Source organism: Sinomicrobium pectinilyticum (assembly GCF_003725735.1).
GTDB classification, from domain to species: Bacteria; Bacteroidota; Bacteroidia; order Flavobacteriales; family Flavobacteriaceae; genus Sinomicrobium; species Sinomicrobium pectinilyticum.
This window is the reverse complement of the sequence record NZ_RJTM01000110.1, coordinates 21681-45231: the sequence shown is the minus strand read 5'-3', so window position 1 is coordinate 45231 and position 23551 is coordinate 21681. Positions and strand designations below refer to the sequence as shown.

Genomic DNA, 23551 nt, shown 5'->3' with positions numbered 1-23551 from the left:
TAATTGATTGGCGGGTTACTGTCGTAAGGAAACTTTAACAACAACCGGCATGTGGTCCGAATAATCTGTTTTACGAACATCCACGGATAGGATATTCCAGTCGCTGTTTTTGCTCAGCCAGATGTAATCTATCCTCGATCGGGGAGTGTCCGCAGGTATGGTAAGTGTGGGAGATCCGAATGCTTTGGCCGAATCCGTCCAGTTAGGTTGCAGAATTTCATAGGGAGCAGAATCTTCTTTAAAATTCAGATCCCCGGCAAGGACCACGGGATGGTCCAGTTTCAGGAGAAAGTCATTGACGGCCTGGACCTGTGCTACCCGGTTTTCTTCATATTCATGACAGAGATGGGTAGCGGCAAAGGTGATTTTCTTTCCTTTGCCATAGATGTATGTAGCATATACAAGGGCTCTCCCTTCTCCTCCTGCGGGTACAGGTAAAGGAATAACCCCGGTTTTTGCCGGCTTTGCGGTTAACAGCCCTTCACCGTAGCCACCTTCACTGTAATCGATGGCTTTGCCAAAGGTGCCGTGCATCCCGGTAAGGGTTTCAAGCTCTTTGACAAGGTCTTTTTTCTCACCACTGTTAAATCCGGCAGTGCGCATGGTCATACTGTCTACTTCCTGTAATGCTATGAAATCAGGACGGGCATCCCGGATAACGGAGGCAATGCCGGCGATATTGCTTTCTCCCCGCTTGTAATAGTTCTCCCCGTGATAGATATTGTAGGTCATGAAAGTGAACTCAACTGGTTCCCGGTCGTTTTTACAGGAAAAGAACACGGTAAGGCTTATGCAAAAAAATAGATTTCTAAGAGGTTTCATGAGGATTTGGTTACGATATTGGTGATTCAGTAATTATGCGGAATATAAGTGTTGATAAAGGTTCCGTCGGCATAGAGTTCCAGAATGGCATATCCCGGGGGAGTTTCCTGGCAATAGCCTTGTGCTGCGGAATTTTTATCTCCTTTTTCCCACCAAAACCCGCTCATGGCACCATTGCAGAAATAAGAAACTCCGTTGTAGGTAACCCCGTCCAGCAGGTGCTGGTGCCCGCTGAGACATATTTTTACCTTGTTCATGTATTTGTAAAACAGGGCTTTGAGCTTAATGTAATCGGAGTGCATACCGCCTTCCCAATGAGGGGTTACTCCCAGGATAGGGTAGTGCGACATTATGAGGACCGGCGTGTTTTCCTCCAGCCGTTCCAGTTCTTTTTCCAACCATTGGAATTGTTCCTCATCTAGGGATACGGCATCGTTATTTCCGTCCAGAATAATAAAATGCCATCCTTTTTCGGAAAAACTATAAAACCTGCCGGGCATGTTCAGGCATTTTACCACGTAATCCTTGCCGTACATCACATCCTTTTTGTCCGGGGCAGCCCACCAGATGTCATGGTTGCCAATACAACTGTATATACGTTTCCCCTCGATTTCTTCCATACATGCTTTCCAGATATCCCATTGTTCGTTTACCCTTTCGCGGGAAATATGGTCGTAATCGGCAGCATAAATGGAATCCCCGCCATTGAGAAAAAAATCTACACCGGAATTGCCGATTTCCTTCAGGCATTGCCTGAAGCGTTGCGGGGCATTTTCTTCCGGACGGATATGGACATCGGTAATATGGGCTATCTTCAGTACCGGTCCTTCCTTTACCGCAGTGTTTTTAGTTCCGGGAGCCGCAAGCAGTGGTGCGGCGAAAAAAGAAGAGATGCCGGCAGTTCCTGCGGATACAATTTCTATAAAATTTCTTCGTTTCATATTTTAAAGCGTCCGTAACAGGTGAAAATTTAAAAGATCAGGGCAGGAATGCACAAAATATTCCCACACCTGATCTCTACTCAACACACATATCTTTATTTGCAAAGGGAAGTTCTTCTTTGCCTGTTTTTAATATCTAATTATGTGTTCGTGCACATATATTATAGCGAATATACTAAATTTTAGCATACAACAAAATTATATTTTCCGGGCTGGCAGGGGAAATGCTCCGTAATATTGTTGCCGGATGCCGTTGAGTTAACCGGTCATCGGCCTGCAGAAGGTGTTCTGCCTGAAAAACGACTATCGGGAAAGGGACAGAAAAAATGTTACTTTCCCGATAGCAGTGAAAAGGGTTATTTCTCCAGGTTGTATATTTCCATAATATCTTTCAGGAGACGGTCAAAATCGATCTTGAGATCTATGAGCTTTCCGCTGTGAATATCAAATACCCAGCCGTGGACTTTAAGGCCGCGTTCTTTATAGGCTTTCTGTACAGCAGCGGTTTTGATGAGGTTAATACATTGTTCCTGTACGTTCAGTTCCACCAGGCGGTTGTATCTTTCGGTTTCATCCTCAATAGCATTAAGCTCTTTTTTGTGCAGGCGGTATACATCCCTGATATTCCGCAGCCACGGATTCAGTATTCCCAGGTCTTCGGATTGCATGGCCGCCTTTACGCCTCCGCAAAAGTAATGTCCACATACCACAACGTGATTGACCTTTAAATGGTTTACTGCGTAATTGACCACAGACATTACATTGAGGTCTATACTGATCACCATATTAGCAATGTTGCGGTGCACGAATACCTCACCCGGTTGGGCTCCCATCAGGTCTTCGGCCGTAACCCGGCTGTCGGAGCACCCTATGTAAAGGATTTCGGGGCTTTGTCCTTCGGAGAGTTTTTCAAAATAACCGGCGTCGGTTTCCAGTTTTTTTGCGATCCATTTTTTGTTGTTTTCAAAAACTTTACCTAATTCCATTTGCATAACAAATTACATTAATATATTATTTACCGCCTCTATGGCAGGTGGTAGTTCTGTTTCATCCAGCATATCCCTCAGGTCGATCTCAATGGTACGGCTCAGGGCAGTCATGGGGATATCATTGGCGCTGCCTTCGAAAGGGTTTTCCGTGCTTTCCCCTACCTGTTCCAATGAGGTGAAGACCCAACCTACCACAACACTGAAAGGTATGGTGAGCCATACCCAGTACGGCCCGAGTTTATCAAATTCATGAAGCATACCAAAGGGCAGCATCCACACGAGCAAACGTATGAAAAATAAATTGATACTGGCAAATTGCCTGGGATAAGGAAAATTCTTAATGCGTTCGCCCTGACCCTGGAAAACATAAAAGTCTTTCAGTATGTTTTCCATTTCCACAAGGCACAACGTATCCAGCTGCCCGTTGCGGTTGAGTTCTTTGAGATGGCGGGACTGCAGGGCGATAAGTTGCGTGGCACGGTTCTTTTTGCCCAGTATGTATTGCCGGTCATTTTCGGAGAGGTAAGGCTTCAATTCTTCCGTAAGGTCGGTCTCCCATTCGGCAACCGGGTATTTTTTGCGGTACTCCCTGTTGTACTTTTTGTTGTGGACGTTTTCCCAGTTTTTGGGAATACGGAGTTGAAAGCGTAGCGCGGTCAGCCATGCTATATGGCGATAGATGAGGGTACGATGGAGATCTTTTTCCGTGTCCGGATCGTTGTCCCGGATATAATCTTTTACCATAATTCCCCAGGTGCGACTACTGTTTACGATAGCCCCCCATATTTTACGGGCTTCCCACATGCGGTCGTAGGTGGCATTGTTCCTGAAACCGGCAATAAAGGCTGCGGCCGTACCTATAAGGGCCACGGGGACCCAGGGGATTCCGAGCCATTTCCACCCGGCGACTTCGTACAGGAAGGTAGGAATGAAGGCAATGGCAGATAACACCAGGATAGAGTGGCGTGTCCACAGTAAAAATTCTTTTAATCGGTAATGGCTTCCGGTATGCATAGTATTCGGGTTTGGTTATTTACTGTTTTGTATAGAGGTGTACTTGCTTATCATAATGCCTATGAGGACCACGGTATAAAACTGTCCTGCCAGTCCCAGTATGGCAGTAGCCAGTTTGGAAAAATGATTTGCAGGTGTGATGTCCCCGTATCCTATGGTCGTCAGGGTTATATTGCAAAAATAGACCAGGTCCAGGTAAATGGTTATAAAATTATGCGTGTCTATCCCCGTAAATGAACCGGGAATAGCGTAGTAAATCAGTTGCATGGTAAAGATGCCGATCTCAATGAGCAGCAGGTAACCGCAGGCCGAAGCAGAAACAATATCCAGGCTTATGTTCCCTGGTTTGACCAGGTAGCGTAATATTTCCGTAAAAATAATGATATAAAAGGCAATATGGGTTATACTTACCACGTACATAAACCAGGCATCGGGTTTCAGGAAGGATGAGGCTGCCGGGATGATGACAACAAGGACAAACAGAATATTCCGGATGGCCAGCCGGACGCGGCTCTTACAGGAAAAGACACCAAGGCTGAAGATTCCGAGCAATATCATGTTTAACGGCCATACCACATGCGCGTAAAATTTGAGATTAATGAAGAAGACACCGATATACAGGTGTAGTAACAAGGCAACGAGCAAAAGCTCATACTTTTTCTTGGTGAGGATATTCCAATAGTTTTTTTTCATAAGCGTCAGGGAGCTATAAATGCGACATAGAACATATCGTTCCCGTAAACAGAGGCTCTTTCCCCGATCTTTTCCACGGAAGTATAGCCGAGCGAGTGGAATATTTGCCCGAGCCGTACAAAGCTGACGGGGTAGGGGACCCACATCGGTACCGGAATGGTTTTATCATATTCTATAATAATAAATCCGGCACCCGGTTTCAGGTAAGCGTGTAACTTCTTCAGAAAAACAGGCTGGTTTTTCACATAGTGCAGCGAATTGGCCATCAATATACCATCCAGTTCCTCCAGGGGCAGGGTGTCATTAACAAAATCGGCCTTTATAAACCTGATTTTTTCGGTATCCGGGGTAAAAGAACGGGTTTTGTCCACGGCAAAAACGGTACTGTCAACGGGCAGGTAATGAGACAGGGCTTTGGAAAACAACCCGGCTCCACAGCCCAGGTCTGCCCAGTCCCCCGATGATTTCAGTCTGTTCCCGGCGGATTCTATAAGCGCAATAGCATCTTTTGTTTTCACGGTATCGTAAAAATACGGCAAAATTTGTTAATCCGCCTGTCCGATGTCCAGTCGGTATATTTTTCCCTGTTGATTCAGGTGAAATTTGAAATAGGTTTTAAAATCTCCCCATTGATCGGAATGAAACCGGCCATAGATATCCCTGCCGTTATTTTCAACCTTGTCAATGGAGGTAAAACGCTCGTGACCGATGGCTTGATTGTTAAATGCCTGAAGGTTTCTAGGGCTTCCGTCATCGTATAATTCGGCATCGGCAGTAAATAAGGAGGACCAGGTTTCTTTATCTCCTTTTTGGAGTGCCTCGAAAGCTTTCTTAATAATTTCATTGGTAAGTTTACTTGTGTCCATAGTTAAGGTAAATTAATGATTTATATGAAGGGGACCGATTATTTCGGTCTGCCCGGATAAGAACATATCCGCATTCTTAAGATATATTTTTAAAAGGTAAGGGATATTTGAGATATATAATAACAAGGTTCAACAGGAGAAACGGAAGTTCAATAACAACTCCTCTGAAATCCCCGTCCCTGAGGTGAAAACCTATAATCAGCAGTATGGTGGAGGCCATCAGGACATTGCCGTATACAAAGGTTTTTGAGAACAGGATCATCAGCGCACTGCATATGGTGACCAGTCCCAGCATTTTTAGCCCTGTGGGCGAAAAGTTCCATTTGCCGAACATTTCGGTCATTTTCGGGGAGGCCGAAACCATGGCCCATCCCTGTTTAAGTCCCATGAACACTGCTACGGTGATCAGAACAGAATTAATGATTTTTGCTGTGGTAACCATATACTTAATTTTTGGAAGGTAATTGTAAACAGCATCTTCACACCTGCAGATCCGGGTAAAGAAACAAGGTGAAGCGCATGTCCACCTTGTTTTTTGGGTGAGATTATCGTGTGGTATATCCTCCGTTGGCAAAAATAGTCTGCCCGGTGATCCACCAGCCGTCTGTGGCCAGGAATTTTACGATGGGTACAATATCTTCGATGACCGTAAGAAAGCTGTTCATGGCTTGTGATTTGTGAAACTCTACCCGTTCCGGAGTTTCCTGGCCGTAAAAGAATGGTGTGTCCATAGGGCCCGGACCTATAGCGGTAACGGAAATACCTTTGGTCCCGAATTCTTTGGCGGCAGCCCGGGTGAAGTGTTCTACGGGAGCCTTACCACCGGCGTAGGTGGAATATCCGTCAGTAAACGCAGCGAGGAGGGAAGTAACTATGGTGATGATCTTCCCGTCTTTTTCCAGGTTTTTCCCGGCCTCCTTGATAAAAAAGTAAGCTGCTTTGGAGTTGATGCCGAACATAGTATCATAGTCTTCCTCGGTAGTTTCCGCAATGGGTTTCCGAAGGACCATGCCCACGGTATTTACAGCAACGTCCACACGCCCGAATTCATCTTTGGCAACACGGAAGAGTTCGGTTACATTATCCGGTTTGGTCAGGTCTCCCTGGAAAAGAACGGCTCTGCGGCCCAATGCTTCCACTTCTTTTTTTGTTTCTTCCGCTGCCTGCCGGGTAGTATCACTGTTATAGTGAATGAGAATATCCGATCCTTCCTTAGCAAAAGTTTTACTTATGAGCCCGCCGAGGTTTTTGGCCCCACCGGCAACTATGGTTACTTTATCCTTTAGCGCAATTTTAGCCATTGTTATGATTTTTAAAATTAGACATACAGCCAAAATTAGAAGGATCGGACTGAATATTCGTTCAGTATTTGTTAAAAAAAAGTTAATGAGGAGGTTCCCTACCTCTTAACGGAGTCCCATGCCATTTGCAAGAACTGTTCTTTCAGCTTGTTATCCACCGTGATTTGCAATTCCGAAGCACATTTCAGCCAGTAGCAAACCGAACCGAAGACAAAATAAGTAAGATGTGGTGCCTGAAGGTCCTTAAAAAACCCCTGCTCCAGGCCCCGGGCATACATTTCGTCAAAGGGATGAAACCCGGACATGGCCTTTTTCTGTGTCTTTTTTTCAATGACGGGCGAAAAGGCATACTGGCTGATGAAATTGAATTTTAAAGGATTCTGAAGAAAATAATCTATCATGCGTCCGTATATGTCCATAAAGGTTTCCCGGATGCCGTTGTTTTTGTCATAATTGACGAAGATCATCGCAGCTTCTTCCGCCTTGATCTTCACATAAATGCCGTTGACGATATCTTCCTTGTTCTTAAAACGCTTATATATACTGCCCATACCTACTTCTGCCTTTTCGGCTATCAGTGACATCGGGGTGTGCTGTAGCCCCTGACGAATGATAAGGCCCAGGGCAGCATCGAGTATTTTTTCTCTTTTTTCCATTGTAGAGGGATTAGGGGTAGATTGACGGGGACCACAAAAATATCCATTTTTTTGATAAACGTGGTGCCCTCGGGACCTCCGAAAAGAAAATGACGAGCTACCGGAATTAATGAAAATTTTTATTTCTGTTGTTTTTCTTAACCCGATCATAACACTTTCATCATTCCGGCACAACCTTGATTTAAATGGTTTCTGTCATCTTTGCCTCCGGAAAATCCGGGCGGGGTTTTGAGCCGGTTTGCGGATTTGCTAAAATTTTAAATGTTTGATTATTCATTTTTTATCTATATACTTGCAAAAAATGTTTTCGAACACATTTTTGAATGTATTGACGAAAATACCCTGTTCCCCGGAAGAATTTTTATGGCTACCTACTCTTGTTTCATGGCACTTTAAGTCAAACCAACCTGAAAACAAAACCGCTTAAATGTTATATCGTCTGAAACACCAGGATGCCGGTTCGGGTAGCTGTACATCCCCCGGGAACAAGGTCGGGCCGTATACCGACGAAAAAGTGCTATGGGCCAGGTTTACCGCCGGTGACGAAGATGCCTTTGCTTCTATTTATGATGCCTATTTTGAAGAACTCTGCCACTTCGGTGCACAGTATATATCATTACCGCTGGCAGAGGACTGTATCCAGGACATGTTTATTGATCTTCGCAGCAAGCGAGAGAAATTACCGGAAATACGGAATTCTATCCGGCTTTTCCTGTTTCAGTGCCTCAAACGCAAAATACTGAACCTCAAAAAAAGTGCGGTCAGGGAAGTGAAATGCCCGGAACCTTTCGAAATTGTGGTGTCCCATGAATCTCTCATCATATTTCACCAGGAGCAGAAAGAACGGATGGAAAAACTGGAAAGGGCCCTGAGATCACTCAATGAAACCCAGAGAGAGGCCGTTTATTACTATTTCTATAAGGGAATGAGTTATGAGGATGTGTGCCAGCTTATGGGATACCGTCATGTGAAGTCAGCCAGGAACCTGATCTATAAGGTGATAAAGGTCCTTCGTAAATATTTTTAAATTTTTTCTTCAGAAACCGATGTCATTTTGAGGTTTTTCTTGTCTATGAGATAAAGATGAGAAATATTGAAGAATGATAAATACGATATAAGCTTTTTTTTATCCGACCCCACTTTTATAAACTGGGTAAAAAATCCTTCGGAGCCCGGCGAATATTTCTGGAGCCGGTGGCTGGAAGATCATCCTGAGGCAAAGGATAATTTCTATGCAGCCAGGGCAATAGTACTGGGGATAGATTTCGGGGAGCCCGGTGATACAGGGAAACGGAAAAAGGAAGTATTCGATAATATTCTTCTGGGAATACCGGCACTTTCCCGTGAAAAGGCCGGTGGTATCCGGAGAATATTCCCTTCACAAACAATGCTTTTCCGTGCAGCGGCAGCCGTTTTATTCCTGTTCCTGACAGTTACACTATTCTATAAAACAGGATTATTTCCGGGAGCGGAAGAGGGCGTTGCTGAAGTAGCCCTTGTCACCAAGCACAATCCCCACGGGCAAAAAATGAGCTTTTACCTTCCCGATAATTCACGGGTGGTCCTGAACGCCGGAAGCAGCCTGAGCTACCCGCAGCAATTTTCCGGAAACACCAGGGAGGTATCCCTCACAGGAGAAGCTTATTTCGATGTCCAACACGATACTACAAAACGCTTCATAGTACAGTGCGGTGACATACGCACCAGGGTGCATGGAACGGCCTTTAATGTCAAAGCATATGAAGGAGAGGAAATAAACATTGCCCTGGAACGCGGATCGGTGTCGGTAACCTCTGCGTCCGGTCCGGAAGCATCTTTTCTCCTTTCTCCCGGAGAAAAACTTACGGTGAAGAACAATTTCGGACAATCACATATATCGGCTTTCAACTTCGAGGAGGAATTCGGATGGAAAGAAGGAATCCTGGTCTTCCGGGATACGGATATGGAAGAGTTTATCCGAAAAACAGAGAGATGGTATGACGTGAACATAACTACAGAAGGGCTTGACGGTAAACATTGGGAAATTAGCGGGAGTTTCAGGCACAAGAGCCTGGAAACTGTTATGGAAAGCCTGGAATTCACTTCGGGTGTCTCTTACACTATTCGCGATAAAGAAGTACTAATTTATGAAAACAGTGAACCGGATAATAACTAATTAACTAAACCAAATTAACAATGAAAAACAGAACCAAACGGTCCGCCTCCTTTCACCGGGGCTGGATGTATGTCTTTTTACTGCTGCTCCGGTTTTTCGGGGCCTATGCTGTGAACGATAACATTGATAAGGTCCAGGTCAGCCTGGATCCGGGCAAAGTCTATTTGAACCTGGATGAACGGAATATGTCACTGGAGAAACTCTTCAGGTTTGTCGAATCACATACCGAATTCCGTTTCTTTTATGATAAAAAGATAGTGAACGACAGCAAAGAGGTTTCCGTTAGCCGGAAAAGGATCTCCCTGGAAAAGTTACTGGAGGAAATTTCCGTTTTTGCGGATTTGAGGTTTAAACTGGTAGATAAAGTAATCAGTGTAAATGTGAAGCCCGAAAAAAGTGCAGGGACCGCACAGGCCGGAATAAACGTAGCAGGACAGGTAATTTCGGCTGGCGATGGTTTTCCGCTACCCGGTGTGTCGGTGTATGTCAAGGGCGGAACCCAGGGAACCATGACCGATGCCGATGGAAATTACGAACTCGAAGTGCCGGGAACAGAAAGCATACTGGTCTATAGTTATCTCGGCTTTGGCAGGGTGGAGGAAACGGTGGGGTCCCGTACTGTCATAAATGTGGTAATGAAAGAAGACATACAGCAATTGGACAATGTGGTAGTTACTGCACTTGGTATAAAAAGGGAAGAGAAAAAACTCGGGTACTCCGTGCAAAGGGTCAGCGGGGATGCCGTACAGGAAGTAAAGGGAGTAGATGTCGCCACTTCCCTTACCGGTAAAGTTGCCGGGCTATGGATACAGAATAGCACGGAGTTTGACCAGGCCCCGGACATACGTCTTCGGGGAGGCAGCAGCAATCCCTTGCTGGTTGTAGACGGTGTGCCTTATGGTAATATGTCGCTTCGGGAAATAGCCCCGGATGACATAGAGAGCATGGACGTACTTAAAGGTGCCACGGCGTCTGCATTGTACGGGTCAAGAGGAAGCGGGGGAGCCATCATCATTACTACAAAAAGCGGAGGAAACGGTATCACCGTAAACAGTAATAACATGATTTTTGCAGGATACCTGGCGCTGCCCAGGGTACAGCACTCTTACAGTGCGGGTATAGGTGGGGCCTATAATTCCATAGACTATGTTTGGGGTAATAAACTCGATATGGGTATTATGGAAGAACAGTGGAACCCGGAGACCAAGCAGATGGAAGTTATGGAACTTACCTCCCGCGGAAAGAACAATTTCAAAAACTTTCTGGAACCCGGCTTTATTGCCAATAACAATATAAGTTTTGCACGTTCGGGTGAGATAGGATCTGTACGAACCTCCCTTACTCACGTATATAATAAAGGGCAATATCCCAACCTTCGCCTGAACCGTTTGAATATGAATATTGTCGGGAAGCTGAAATTGGGCGATGATTTCGAATTACAGGGTAATGTGGGCTATAACAGGAGTACCGCACCGCAGACCACCGGGGCAGGTTATGGTGATCAGGGGTTTATTTACCAGATATTGATGTGGACCGGACCGGAATACGATCTGAAGAAATACCGGGATTACTGGGTGGTCCCCAATCAGCAACAGAACTGGCATTATAAGGCCTGGTATGATAACCCGTACCTGATTGCTTATGAGAAACTTAATGGAGTGGAGCGGAATATGACCAATATAAATCTTACTTCCACATACAAGGCGTTTACAAATGCCAAAATTACTGCCAGGGTCGGGTACGATTTCTATTCTGACGAAACAACGCGGAGAAACCCGCCGGGAATTTTTTCTACAAGAGGGTGGCATGCCAACGGTATGTTCAGCCAGGGCCAGAACAGGGGGTATAGTCTGAACACCGATTTGCTTTTTAATTACAGTAAAAAGAAAATAACAGGAGATTTTGATATCGATCTTACTGCAGGTGCCTCCATGTATAAGTGGGAAGACCAGTCTTTAAGAAGTGTAACCAGGAATGGACTTGTGGTCCCGGGGATATATTCCCTGAACAATTCCGTAGAAAGGCCCGATGTTTATACTTCCCGGACCCGGAAGCAGGTGAATAGTCTTTTCGGTTTGGCCTCTTTTGCATGGAATGATGCCGTTTTTATTGATGTCACGGGGCGTAACGACTGGAGTTCGTCTCTGCCTTCGTCCACAAGATCATTCTTTTACCCGTCGGTAGCCGGAAGTGTATTGATAAATGAACTTGCAGAACTTCCCGAATGGACGGATCTCTGGAAGGTAAGGGGCTCCTGGACGGTTTCCAAAAAGGATCTCGGAGTATATGCTACCAATGTAAATTATGATCTTGGAATCGGGGCCTGGGATACCTACAACACAGCATCGTATACGAATACCATCCGCAACGATGAGGATGTGTTGCCGGAGGTGAGCAGAACCTGGGAAATCGGTACAGCGGCTTACCTGTTCGGTAACAGGCTTAGCCTGGACGTGGCCTATTACAACATTTATAATTACGATCGCCAGATCTATGCCACTATTCCGGCATCTTCCGGCTTTACTTCCATCCTGGTAAATACCGATGAGACCCGGGTACGACGGGGAGTAGAGGTAACATTGAATGCCGGGATCATAAAAAAAGAGGACTTTAGCTGGGATGTAGCAGTGAACTGGGCTAAGACACACCAGTATTATAAAGACCTGGACCCGGTGTATTCACCGGATAATTTATGGACCAGGCCCGGGGGACGTGTGGATAATTATACCGGGCGGGAGTGGTTGTACGATCCGCAGGGCAATGTCATCCACAATTCGGGAGGACTTCCCGTACGGAGCGACTACACTTCGTTATTCGGGCATTCCGATCCGGATTTCATATGGGGCTTTACCAATTCGTTTACCTGGAAAGATTTTGATTTCCACCTGAGCTTCGACGGCCGGGTAGGCGGATTGCTCAACAATTATTCTTCTTATAAAATGTGGGATACGGGGGCGCATCCTGACAGTGACAACAAGTGGCGTTATGACGAGGTGGTTAATGGAAATATTTCCTATGTAGGTAACGGCGTTCAGGTAGCTTCCGGATCGGTGACCTACGATCAGTACGGCCGTATTATAGAAGATACCCGTACATATCAGCCCAATGAAACCAAGGTTTCCTACGAAACATATGCCAGGAGGTATGGAGACGGTACCTTCGGGGTTACCGATGCCACTTTTGTAAAACTGAGAGAAATTGCCATAGGATATACGCTTCCGAAATCCGTAAGTGAGAGATGGGGACTCAGCCGTGCCCGGATATCGCTTACAGCCCAGAACGTTTTCCTGTGGGCCAAGGATTTCCGTTTTGCCGATCCTGACTTTAACTCGGACAGCGATCTCACCTCACCCTCACAGCGATTCGTGGGAATAAACATTAACCTGCATATAGGACATCCGGATAATTCTAAACAATAAGATCATGAAAAAAATCTCTATAAAACGTTTGGCAATATATTTTGTAACGGCAATGGCTTTTACAGCATGTACGGACTTTAACGAATTAAATACCAATCCGGACGGCATAACATCCGGGAGCCCCGAAACACTGGCGGCAGGACTCATACTCAATATTACCAAAAATGATTACAGTTCCCAAAAATCATTCATGAGTCCGCATCTGGTAAGCAAATATATCTTGTGGAGCGAATTTCCCCAGGGAGAGCAGTACAACGATTTCGAACGGACCGATTTCGATAAAATGACCAGATTGGTCAATGTGGAAAAAATGGTGGGATATGCAGAGTCTATAGAAGGTATGGACCAGGCTATTAAAAATTCATATAAAGGACTCGGCCACTTTATACGGGCCTACACCTTTTTTGATCTTACCATGCGGGTAGGCGACATTCCTTACAGTAATGCTCTTCAGGGAGAGCGTGAAAACAACCTGAGACCGGAATACGATACACAAAAAGAGGTATTTCTGAATATTCTGAATGAACTCGATGAAGCAGACAGGCTTTTTAAGGACGGTGGTGTTTTTGACGGGGATATGATCTATAACGGAGATCCCGGGAAATGGCGGAAGATGGTAAATTCCTTTGCGCTGAAAGTATTGATTAACCTGTATAAAAAAACAAGTGATACTGACCTTAAAGTGACGGAACGATTTAACGATATTGTAAATAACCGCCCGGTATTCGAAGGAAATGAAGATAATTTTGCGCTTGTGTTTTCGGCGAACCAGAACCAGATGTATCCCTTTAACGAACTCGGAAATCAATTTATGATATATCCTATGGTATCCGATTTGCTGATCGATAATCTCAAATCACTGGAAGATTATCGTTTGTTCTATTATACAGAACCTTCTCCCGTTCTTATAGAAGCAGGTGCGGAAATCTCCGATTTTGAGGCGTATAAGGGAACAGACCCTTCGCTGGTGTATGCGGAGATGCAGGATATCCATGCTTCTAAAAATTATTCCGACATTAACAACAGGTATAAATATATACCTGCCGGAGAGCCCGTATTTATTCTCAGCTATGCCCAGGTACAATTTATACTGGCCGAGGCTGCCGTTAGAGGGTGGATTTCCGGAAGTGGAGAAAGTTATTATATAGACGGAATTAGATCGGCGATGTATTTTGTGGCGGACAACACCCCCGGAAATCCGAATTCCGATGAGCCGCCCTTTCATCACAACCGGATAATGGACGAAGGATATATAGAAAATTATTATACAAACACCCCTGCGGTACAGTTCGCTGCCACTACCGAAGAAAAGTTAAAACAGATCATTACCCAAAAATATATTTGTACCTTTCTACAGGCACCGTTGGAAGCATTTTTTGAAAACCGGAGGACAGGATTCCCGGAGTTTCCGGTAAACCCGGAATCTAATGAAAATATCCCTTCGGATAAATTACCCGTACGCTGGATGTATCCGCAGGAGGAGCTGAATTACAACGGCGAGAATGTGAATGAGGCCATAAACCGTCAGTATAACGGCAACGATAATGTCAATGAACTGATGTGGATTCTGAAATAGTAAAAAAAAGAAAAGTCCCGGAGTTTGATGTGAATCATTATATGAGCATCCCTGCTCCCGGGACTTTTCCAATCCAAAATAACAGTAAATGGATACCAGAAGAGATTTTTTAAAAAAGACGGCTTTGCTCACCGGAGGTATGGGCGTTACTATGGCATTCCCGCCATCCATCCAAAAAGCATTGGCTATTAACCCCGATGAGGGGACTTCTTTTGAAGATGCGGAGCACATCGTATTGCTTATGCAGGAAAATCGCTCTTTTGATCATTGTTTCGGGACGTTGAAGGGTGTAAGGGGCTATAACGATCCCAGGGCAATTACACTACCCGATAAAAACCCGGTATGGCTGCAAAGTAACGACAAAGGACAGACCTATGTGCCCTTTCGCCTCAATATGCGGGAGACCAAAGCAACCTGGATGGGAGATCTTCCCCATTCGTGGGAAAACCAGGTGGATGCGCGCAACGGCGGAAAATACGACAGATGGCTTACGGCAAAACAAACCGGGAGAAAAGCATATAAGGATATCCCTTTTACTCTGGGATATTACAATCGGGAAGATATTCCTTTTTATTACGCTTTTGCAGATGCATTTACCGTTTTCGACCAGCATTTTTGTTCTTCCCTGACAGGAACGACCACCAATCGTCTGTTCTTTTGGAGCGGAACCCATAAGGCATCTCCTTCGGCTTCACCCAACGTCCGAAATTCGGAAGTGTATTACAACCGTGAAGCGGATTGGAAGACTTTCCCGGAGCGGTTGGAAGAAAACGGTATATCCTGGCGGGTTTATCAGAATGAAATAAGCCTGCAAACAGAACTGGAAGGGGAAGACGAATCCCTGCTTGCCAACTTTACGGATAACAACCTGGAATGGTTCTCCCGGTTTAATGTCCGTTACAGTGAAGGACATCAAAGGTTTTTGAAGAAAAGGCTGGACGAACTGCCGGGCGAGATCTCGGAATTGGAGAAAACCGTAAAGAAACAGCCAAAATCGCAAGTGCAGAAACTCAGGAATAAACTCGAACAGAAAAAGAACCAGTTCGAAAAGATCAGGGAAGAACTCAGGGTATGGAATCCCGATAATTTTGACAAACTTCCGGAGTATGAAAAAAACCTGCACAAAAAAGCTTTTACGACTAATATAAAAGATCCGGACTATCACCGGACGGAGACCATTACCTATTCGGATAACGGGGAAGAACACACTATTAAAGTGCCTAAAGGAGATATATTGCACCAGTTCCGGGAAGATGTGAACAACGGGGAATTACCTGCTGTTTCCTGGCTTGTGGCTCCTCAGAAATTTTCAGACCATCCCAGTGCTCCCTGGTACGGTGCCTGGTATGTGTCGGAAGTGCTGGACATTCTTACCAACAACCCGGAGGTGTGGAAAAAAACAGTGTTTATCCTCACTTATGATGAGAATGACGGGTATTTTGACCATGTGCCTCCTTTTGTTGCACCCGATCCGAAACATAAAAATGCATATTCCGAAGGACTGGACCCTTCACAGGAGTACGTTACCATGGAAGAAGAACTCCGGAAGGAAGGACTGGACCCCGAAAATGCGAGAGAGAGCCCCGTGGGGCTCGGGTACAGGGTGCCGTTAATAGTAGCTTCTCCCTGGACACGCGGTGGCTGGGTGAATTCCGAAGTGTGCGATATAACTTCCACACTCATGCTAATGGAAACGTGGTTGAGCAAGAAAACGGGAAAAAACATCAGGGAAAGTAATATCAGTTCATGGCGGCGGGCAATATGCAGCGATCTTACCTCCGCATTTCGTCCCTACGATACTTCCGATTTCCACTATGACGATTTTGTGGATCGCAATCGGTTGATGGAAGAAGTGTATAATGCTTCGTTTAAAGCGCCTCCTTCCAATTTTGCACCGCTGTCTGCCACCCAGATAAGACAGGCGCGGACGGGAGAGACAGGTATACCTTTTATACCCGTACAGGAGAAAGGCACCAGGGAGTCCTGTGCTTTGCCCTATGAACTTTATGTGGACGGGGCACTGACAAGGGACAGAAAGTCTTTTGAGATATCCTTCCATGCAGGCGATACGGTCTTTGGGAATAACGCTGCCGGAGCTCCTTTTCACGTATATGCTCCGGGAAGATACCTGCAGGAAAATATGGACGGAACCCGCTCAATGGAGGATGTTAAGGCCTGGCCTTATGCCGTAGTTGCCGGAGATATGATAGGGGATACCTGGCCGCTGGATCGATTTGAAAAGGAAAGTTATCACCTGAGAGTCTACGGCCCTAACGGTTTCTACAGGGAATTTTCGGGAGACGCTGAAGATCCGGAGGTAACGCTTCGTTGCCGTTATGAGAAAAAAGGCAGGTTCCTGAAAAAACTTTCCGGGAACGTTGAGCTGGAAGTGACAAACGGATCCGGGAAGGAGGTCCGTATTACCGTCACGGACCGGGCATATAAAAACCCGGAGATCAGGCAGCGTATTAAAAATAACAGTACGGAAAGGATTATCGTACCTGCGGCCGGAAGTTACGGGTGGTATGATTTTACCGTAGCCATAGAGGGCGAAACGAAGTTTTTACGCCGGTATGCCGGGCGTGTGGAAACGGGTAAACACTCCCGGACAGATCCTTTTATGGGAAGGGAGGTCTAGATTGTGGACACAGGAATCCGGGAGAGGTTGTCCAGGCGCAGGATGAGCCTCTCCTTTATAACAAATCCAGTACCCTTTCCAGGGCCATTCCCCGGGATCCTTTGATGAGCAAGGTTTTTCCGGGAATGCCATTTTTCAGGATGTGCGATTGCAATGCTTCGAAATCGCGGAATCTGGAATGTGCGGATTTCGTTTTGAAAAAGTTTTCTCCTACGAGTAAAACACTGTTTTCGGGGAAACCGGAAACCAGGTCGACTATGTGTTGGTGCTCTGTGGCCGCTTCGTTACCGAGTTCGAACATATCCCCGAGAATGACCGCTTTATCCGGGTAGGGGAGTGCTGTAAAATTTTCGAGGGCCAGTTGCATACTACTCGGGTTGGCATTATAAGCATCCAGTATAATTTTGCAGCCGTTCTTTTCCACGACCTGCGAACGGTTATTGGAAGGCGTATAATCTTCTATTGCAGCCTTGATGTCGCCGGCGGGAATCTCAAAGTATGCCCCTATGGTGACTGCCGCTGCAATATTGTTAAAGTTATAGCGCCCGATAAGACCGGAATGTATATCCTGGTCCTTGAATCGAAGATGGACAAAAGGAGCAGCCTCCGTAAATTTTACGAGAACATCCGCATTGCCCCCGGTGTCATATCCGAAGGTATGCGGATAATCTTTCAGTTTTTCCAGTTGTACGGTGTCCCCGGCATTGTAAAAGACAAGTTTCTCCTGTTGCATCAGGTGCCGGTAAAGTTCGCTCTTGCCCCGGATTACCCCCTCCATACTGCCGAAACCTTCGAGGTGTGCTTTACCGAAATTGGTAATATAGCCATAATCGGGCTGTGCAATGGAACAGAGAAAAGCTATTTCCCCGAGGTGATTGGCCCCCATTTCCACAATACCCATCTCTGTATCTTTATTCATCGAGAGAAGCGTAAGGGGGACTCCGATGTGATTGTTGAGGTTGCCCCTGGTAGCCACAGTGCGGAATTTTTTGGAAAGTACCGAATGTACCAGTTCTTTTGTGGTTGTTTTTCCGTTGCTCCCGGTAAGCGCAATAATGGGCAGGGCCAATTGTTTTCTGTGGAATCCCGCCAGTAGTTGGAGTGTTTGCAGAACGTTGTCTACAACAATGGTCCCTGCACCCGTATGGTAATCGCTTTCGTCTATAACGGCATACGAAGCCCCTTTTTCCAGGGCCTGGGCGGCAAAAGCATTACCGTTAAAGTGATCCCCCTTCAGGGCGAAAAAAAGATCTCCTTTTTCAATTTGCCGCGTATCCGTACAAACCTTGTTGCACGACAGATATACCTGGTAGAGTGCTTCTGTGTTCATGTGGTAAAAATAGAAAAAAGCCCCGACCTGTTCACAGTGCCGGGGCTTTGATATTATTTTTTTCTGAAGGAGGATATTAACCTCTCGGCCTTTTTCTTTTTTGTTTGGCTTTAGAACCCACCCTGGACATGGCGCACCGGAAACCTATATAATCCGTTGCCATATATTGCGGCAGGTATCTTCGCTGTGCAGGATCGAGCCAGTAAGCGCGGTCTCTCCAGGACCCTCCTTTGTAAACCCTTACATCGTCACCGATAAGCGTGGTCCTCCGGTTGGATTTGTCATATTCCATAACCATATTCCCTTCTTCATCCACTTCGATTTTGTGGTTGGGAGAGTTGTACATTTTTCTGGTATCCCCACCGGCAGCAGATGCATCTTCCTCATAAAACCTGTCAAAATACCTTGACGAACTGAAGTCACCGTCCCTGTAGTTCCTGTTGTCACTTTTGGAAAAGTTAGGCCTCAGGTAGGCATCTTCTTCGGTGATAGGCACCTTGACCACTTCTCCGGGGAGGTTTTTGGCAATGATTTTTCCATTCGGCAGGGTGTCGTAAACTACCTGGTCCGGGTCCAGTACGGTTACGGTACCATCGTCATTTATTGAGGTTTTGGTATACACGTTACCTCTGTAGTAGTTGAAGTCGTTGGCCTCGTCATCCACTACCGGGCGGTAAACATCCGCAACCCATTCCGCTACGTTCCCGGCCATATCATAGAGACCGAAGTCATTGGGAGGGTAGGTTTTAACCTGTGCGGTAATATCGGCACCGTCATCAGACCATCCTGCAATACCTCCGTAATCTCCTCTTCCTTGTTTGAAGTTGGCCAATTGGTCTCCTTTTGCGGATTTTCTGGAAGATCTGGTGTATTCGCCGTCCCATGGGTATTTTTTCCTTCCCCTTATATTGTTGTACTCACGATTGCCTACAATGGCTATTGCAGCGTATTCCCATTCGGCTTCCGTAGGCAGTCGGTAACCGGGGAGTATAACACCAGAAGTGAGTTTTGCGTATACATTGGTACTGTCCTCAGCCTTTTTCCTTTTACCCTGCAAGCTGTCCACATTACCTCCGTAAGCAGCTCTGGGGTTCATCAGGTAGGTTCCGGTACTGAATGTTCCGCTGACCTCACCGACTGTGACGGCATTTTTGGTGCCTTCTGCGATATAACCTTCCTTTTCAAGGGCAAGTTCGTTTACCCTGTCGGTCCTCCATTCGCTGAATTGTACGGCCTGTACCCAGTTTACACCTACTACCGGGTAATTGGCGTAGGCCGGGTGGCGAAGGTAATTATTGGTCATTACCTCGTTATATCCCAACCGGTTTCTCCACACCATGGTATCGGGGAGAGCCCCGGAATAGATGTTTTCGTACATGGGGGTTCCTGGAGGGAATACTTTTTTCAGCCAATCCAGATATTCGAGGTACATAAGATTGGTAACTTCGGTCTCGTCCATATAGAAAGACTGCACGTGCTGTTGTGTAGGGGTGTTGTTCCAGTCGTGCATAATATCATCCTGTACTTTTCCCATTGTAAAAGTACCTCCTTCTATAAAAACCAGGCCCGGAGCGGTTTCCTGTTCTTTAAAATTGGTGTTATATTCAAAGCCTCCGTCACCGTCATTTATCTTCCATCCGGTGGCTCTCGATGTGTTCTTGTAATCCGATTTGGAGTTTTTACACCCCGTAAACCCGCCGGTGATAGCAATGAACAATACCAACAGTTTAAAATTAATCTTCATAGAAAAAAGATTTGAGTTGTCCGAGAAATATGCGTGCAATATAGCAATTAACGAAATATTTTTACTTTTTATATCGAAATTCTTTTTTAGAAACTAGCGGTATTAAGACACTTGTAATAACGTTGAATGCTTCTTATTATTATGTTGAACGGAAAATACTTTGGTAGAGTATGCCGTGAAAGGCAAGGTGTAAAAAAGGGTGTTATGCGCAGTATGGCTGCTGTGTGCGATTCTCCGTGCCTTTTTTATTGTGAAAAGAAAGAAAATGTGTACAAGATAATTGCAAAAGCAACGTTAAGAAAAATAGAATGCCCTGTTGTCCGAAACTTGTATAACTGTAATTATAGATTATATTTGTTACAAATCTACCAATCTGAACATGAAAAAAATATGTATTCTTATTGCTGTTGCGTTTTTTGCAATGCAGGGAGCATTACACGCTCAGAATAGTGATTACCGTGCCATAAACCCTGCAATGCCTTTCCTCAGAGTTGCTGCAGATGCCCGGTCGGCGGGTATGGCAGATATGGGAGTAGCTACATCGCCCGATGCTTTTTCCCAGCAGTGGAATCCTGCCAAGTATGTTTTTTCCGAAACACAATATGGTATCGGGGTAAGTTATACGCCTTATCTTACCGAACTGGTAGACGATATGGGGCTCTTGAACCTTAACTTCTACAAACGTGTGAATGAGCGGAGTGCTTTTGCTTTCAGTTTGCGGTATTACGGCTTAGGAGGCTTTGAGTTCAGACAGACGGCTTTTGACCAGGCACGTGAGGTAAAACCCAATGAAATAGCTTTGGACGGCTCGTACTCCCTCAAGCTTAGCGAACAGTTTTCCATGGCTGTTGCCGGAAGGTACCTGCGTTCCGATCTCCGGCTTACCGAAGTGGAAGGGGCTGTCGATGCCCGGGCCGCCAATTCCTTTGCTGTGGATATCTCCGGGTATTACCAGTCTCCCGAGATTGCCTACGCTAATTTTAACGGCAGGTGGCGTGGCGGATTTAATATTTCCAATATCGGGCCGAAGATCAGTTACAGCAATGATAATACCCAGGAAGAATTCCTCCCGACCAATCTGGGGCTCGGAGGCGGTTTTGAGTTTATTTTTGATGCGGATAACAGGTTGATGACATCAATAGAGTTTAATAAATTGCTCGTGCCTACCCCAAGCGATTCCAACGGCGACGGTATTATTAATATGCAGGACGACTATTATAATAAAGGATTTGTAGGTGGTATTTTCGATTCTTTTGGTGATGCCCCCGACGGATTCAGCGAAGAACTGAAGGAAGTGACCTGGGCTCTGGGCCTGGAATACATGTACCAGGAGGTTTTTGCATTGCGGACGGGCTATTTTAATGAGAGTAACGATAAAGGGGCCCGTAAGTTCTTTTCTCTCGGTGCCGGATTTACCTTTAATACCGCAACAATAGATCTGTCTTACCTGTTTTCAACATCAAAAGTGCAGAACCCCCTGGAAAATACCCTGCGGTTTTCGCTGCGGTTTAATTTCGGAGATAATTTTACGGAGTTTTAGTTATGAAAGAAGTGGAGATCACATCCAGGCTCATGGTGTATGACAATACCGATGAGCTTCCGGAAACTATCCGGGTCCTGATGCAGAAGGCCGTAGAAGCACGGAAAAATGCTTATGCCCCGTATTCGAGGTTTAAGGTAGGTGCTGCTTTACTGCTTGAGAACGGGGAAGTGGTTATCGGGAATAATCAGGAAAATGCTTCATATCCTTCGGGTCTGTGTGCCGAACGGGTGGCGGTGTATCACGCCGGTGCCAGATATCCCGATGTAAAGATCCGTGCCATGGCCATATCCGCAGCTTCCGATAACCGTACGGTACTGACCCCCATTCCCCCGTGTGGTGCCTGCAGGCAGAGTCTGGCGGAATACGAAGTGAAACAGGCAGAGCCTATGGAACTTTATTTCATGGGAGAAACCGGGAAAGTCGTTAAGGCTGCTTCGGTCAAAGACCTGCTGCCCCTGCTGTTCGATAAATCCAATTTATGATCCCTCGTATATTCTGCGGATAGCCGTCCGAAAAAAGCGGTGTTTTTCCGGTTAGGCCTTTCATCTTTTAACGGCCCGAGACGGACTTTTCCTAATTTAACAAAAAACCAAAATAAAACTCTTCTTTTCATTTTTTCACTTTTATTGAAAATGTTACTTTTGTAACTCGCAATTAAAAAGTCCCCTTTTGCATAAATTTGGGGTGCGGCATCAATTTTAAAGACTAATTAAGATATTTGATGAGACGGACATGGATTTTTAGAGGTTGCAGGAATGTAACCGGAATGGATTCATGTGCGGAAAAAGCGTTCCCAGGTGCATAAAACATCCCGATATGTGTCGGGATGATGTATTTTGACCGCTGAAAAAAAGTAAACACATGAAAAAGATCACAAAAGAAGTGTACCTGAAGTGGTACGAAGACATGCTGTTCTGGAGAAAGTTCGAAGATAAACTGGCTGCAGTTTACATCCAGCAAAAGGTAAGGGGATTTCTTCATTTGTACAATGGTCAGGAAGCTGTCCTTGCAGGAGCGCTCCATGCGATAGACCTGTCCAAGGACAAGATGATAACAGCATACAGAAACCACGTTCAGCCTATCGGTATGGGAGTTGATCCGCGGAGGGTAATGGCCGAACTGTACGGGAAAAGTACGGGGACATCCCAGGGACTCGGAGGTTCCATGCACATCTTTTCCAAAGAAAAAGGTTTTTACGGAGGTCACGGTATCGTCGGGGGACAGATTCCTCTGGGAGCCGGTATGGCCTTTGCCGATAAATATTTCAAAAGAGACGCCGTAACCCTTTGTTATATGGGAGACGGAGCTGTCAGGCAAGGATCACTTCACGAAACTTTCAACCTCGCCATGTTGTGGCAATTGCCGGTAGTATTTATTTGTGAGAATAACGGGTATGCCATGGGTACTTCTGTTGCCAGGACCGCACATACAACAGACATATGGAAACTCGGGCTCGGGTATGAAATGCCCTGCGGACCGGTAGACGGTATGAACCCGGTAAAAGTAGCCGAAGCTGTGGATGAAGCCGTAGAGAGGGCAAGAAGTGGCGGAGGCCCTACTTTCCTGGAGATGAAAACATACCGTTACAGGGGCCATTCCATGAGCGATGCGCAACACTACAGGACCAAAGAAGAGGTGGAGGAATACAAGAAAATAGACCCGATCACCCAGGTGCTGGATGTAATAAAAGAAAAGAAGTACGCTACGGACGAAGAAATAGAAGCAATAGACAAACGGGTAAAAGACCTGGTGAAAGAATGCGAGAAATTTGCTGAAGAATCGCCCTACCCGGATAAGAACGTGATGTATGATGTAGTGTACGCACAAGAAGATTATCCGTTTTTACCTCATAAATTATAGTTCT

Annotated in this window: 20 protein-coding genes; 8 read left to right on the top strand and 12 right to left on the bottom strand. The window is 45.7% G+C overall.

Features of this window, described 5'->3' with window-relative positions; translation table 11 throughout:
- Nucleotides 1-15: 15 nt before the first annotated feature.
- From ED312_RS16905 to ED312_RS16860, 10 genes are all read right to left on the bottom strand, one after another.
- Nucleotides 16-732: an endonuclease/exonuclease/phosphatase family protein gene (locus ED312_RS16905; RefSeq protein WP_206363274.1), complete on the bottom strand. Its 717-nt coding sequence runs from the start codon at nucleotides 730-732 to the stop codon at nucleotides 16-18.
- A 116-nt stretch (nucleotides 733-848) separates the two neighbouring features.
- Nucleotides 849-1763 carry a metallophosphoesterase family protein gene (locus ED312_RS16900; RefSeq protein ID WP_123217205.1) on the bottom strand — a complete coding sequence of 305 codons (915 nt, stop codon included), beginning with the start codon at nucleotides 1761-1763 and terminating at the stop codon, nucleotides 849-851.
- A 356-nt stretch (nucleotides 1764-2119) separates the two neighbouring features.
- Nucleotides 2120-2749, bottom strand: a complete 630-nt coding sequence (locus ED312_RS16895; protein WP_123217204.1) for a carbonic anhydrase — start codon at nucleotides 2747-2749, stop codon at nucleotides 2120-2122.
- A 12-nt stretch (nucleotides 2750-2761) separates the two neighbouring features.
- Nucleotides 2762-3766 carry a bestrophin family protein gene (locus ED312_RS16890; protein ID WP_123217203.1) on the bottom strand — a complete coding sequence of 335 codons (1005 nt, stop codon included), beginning with the start codon at nucleotides 3764-3766 and terminating at the stop codon, nucleotides 2762-2764.
- A gap of 15 nt (nucleotides 3767-3781) precedes the next feature.
- Nucleotides 3782-4459: a potassium channel family protein gene (locus ED312_RS16885; protein WP_123217202.1), complete on the bottom strand. Its 678-nt coding sequence runs from the start codon at nucleotides 4457-4459 to the stop codon at nucleotides 3782-3784.
- Between the two features lie 5 nt (nucleotides 4460-4464).
- Nucleotides 4465-4977: a class I SAM-dependent methyltransferase gene (locus tag ED312_RS16880; protein WP_240643126.1), complete on the bottom strand. Its 513-nt coding sequence runs from the start codon at nucleotides 4975-4977 to the stop codon at nucleotides 4465-4467.
- 27 nt (nucleotides 4978-5004) lie between these two features.
- Nucleotides 5005-5325: a nuclear transport factor 2-like protein gene (locus ED312_RS16875; protein WP_123217201.1), complete on the bottom strand. Its 321-nt coding sequence runs from the start codon at nucleotides 5323-5325 to the stop codon at nucleotides 5005-5007.
- A gap of 76 nt (nucleotides 5326-5401) precedes the next feature.
- A complete protein-coding gene (locus ED312_RS16870; RefSeq protein WP_123217200.1) occupies nucleotides 5402-5767 on the bottom strand; it encodes a DoxX family protein in 366 nt (121 codons plus the stop codon).
- Nucleotides 5768-5870: 103 nt separating this feature from the next.
- Nucleotides 5871-6626, bottom strand: a complete 756-nt coding sequence (locus ED312_RS16865; protein WP_123217199.1) for an SDR family oxidoreductase — start codon at nucleotides 6624-6626, stop codon at nucleotides 5871-5873.
- 98 nt (nucleotides 6627-6724) lie between these two features.
- Complete coding sequence (locus ED312_RS16860; protein WP_170164542.1) at nucleotides 6725-7282, bottom strand: TetR/AcrR family transcriptional regulator; 558 nt, start codon at nucleotides 7280-7282, stop codon at nucleotides 6725-6727.
- 427 nt (nucleotides 7283-7709) lie between these two features.
- Between ED312_RS16860 and ED312_RS16855 the strand changes: the two genes are divergently transcribed.
- From ED312_RS16855 to ED312_RS16835, 5 genes are all read left to right on the top strand, one after another.
- Complete coding sequence (locus ED312_RS16855) at nucleotides 7710-8309, top strand: RNA polymerase sigma factor (RefSeq protein ID WP_123217197.1); 600 nt, start codon at nucleotides 7710-7712, stop codon at nucleotides 8307-8309.
- Between the two features lie 66 nt (nucleotides 8310-8375).
- Entirely contained in the window at nucleotides 8376-9437 is a 1062-nt protein-coding gene (locus ED312_RS16850; RefSeq protein ID WP_123217196.1) for a FecR family protein, read from the top strand.
- 20 nt (nucleotides 9438-9457) lie between these two features.
- Nucleotides 9458-12856, top strand: a complete 3399-nt coding sequence (locus ED312_RS16845; RefSeq protein ID WP_123217195.1) for a SusC/RagA family TonB-linked outer membrane protein — start codon at nucleotides 9458-9460, stop codon at nucleotides 12854-12856.
- A 4-nt stretch (nucleotides 12857-12860) separates the two neighbouring features.
- Entirely contained in the window at nucleotides 12861-14432 is a 1572-nt protein-coding gene (locus ED312_RS16840; RefSeq protein ID WP_123217194.1) for a SusD/RagB family nutrient-binding outer membrane lipoprotein, read from the top strand.
- 88 nt (nucleotides 14433-14520) lie between these two features.
- Nucleotides 14521-17070 carry a phosphocholine-specific phospholipase C gene (locus tag ED312_RS16835; protein ID WP_123217193.1) on the top strand — a complete coding sequence of 850 codons (2550 nt, stop codon included), beginning with the start codon at nucleotides 14521-14523 and terminating at the stop codon, nucleotides 17068-17070.
- Between the two features lie 55 nt (nucleotides 17071-17125).
- On the opposite strand, the gene ED312_RS16830 is transcribed toward ED312_RS16835, so the two are convergent.
- Together ED312_RS16830 and gldJ are read right to left on the bottom strand one after the other, a co-directional pair.
- The gene (locus ED312_RS16830) at nucleotides 17126-18400 is read right to left on the bottom strand and encodes a UDP-N-acetylmuramoyl-tripeptide--D-alanyl-D-alanine ligase (RefSeq protein ID WP_123217192.1); all 1275 of its coding nucleotides are present in this window, start codon (nucleotides 18398-18400) and stop codon (nucleotides 17126-17128) included.
- A gap of 76 nt (nucleotides 18401-18476) precedes the next feature.
- Nucleotides 18477-20144, bottom strand: coding sequence for a gliding motility lipoprotein GldJ (gene gldJ, locus ED312_RS16825; RefSeq protein WP_123217191.1), 1668 nt, complete (start codon nucleotides 20142-20144; stop codon nucleotides 18477-18479).
- 379 nt (nucleotides 20145-20523) lie between these two features.
- Between gldJ and porV the strand changes: the two genes are divergently transcribed.
- The 3 genes from porV to pdhA all read left to right on the top strand — a co-directional run bounded on the left by porV (nucleotide 20524) and on the right by pdhA (nucleotide 23547).
- Nucleotides 20524-21684: a type IX secretion system outer membrane channel protein PorV gene (gene porV, locus ED312_RS16820; protein ID WP_123217218.1), complete on the top strand. Its 1161-nt coding sequence runs from the start codon at nucleotides 20524-20526 to the stop codon at nucleotides 21682-21684.
- Nucleotides 21685-21686: 2 nt separating this feature from the next.
- Entirely contained in the window at nucleotides 21687-22169 is a 483-nt protein-coding gene (gene cdd, locus ED312_RS16815) for a cytidine deaminase (RefSeq protein ID WP_123217190.1), read from the top strand.
- A 379-nt stretch (nucleotides 22170-22548) separates the two neighbouring features.
- The gene (gene pdhA, locus ED312_RS16810) at nucleotides 22549-23547 is read left to right on the top strand and encodes a pyruvate dehydrogenase (acetyl-transferring) E1 component subunit alpha (protein ID WP_123217189.1); all 999 of its coding nucleotides are present in this window, start codon (nucleotides 22549-22551) and stop codon (nucleotides 23545-23547) included.
- The last annotated feature ends 4 nt before the right edge of the window (nucleotides 23548-23551 follow it).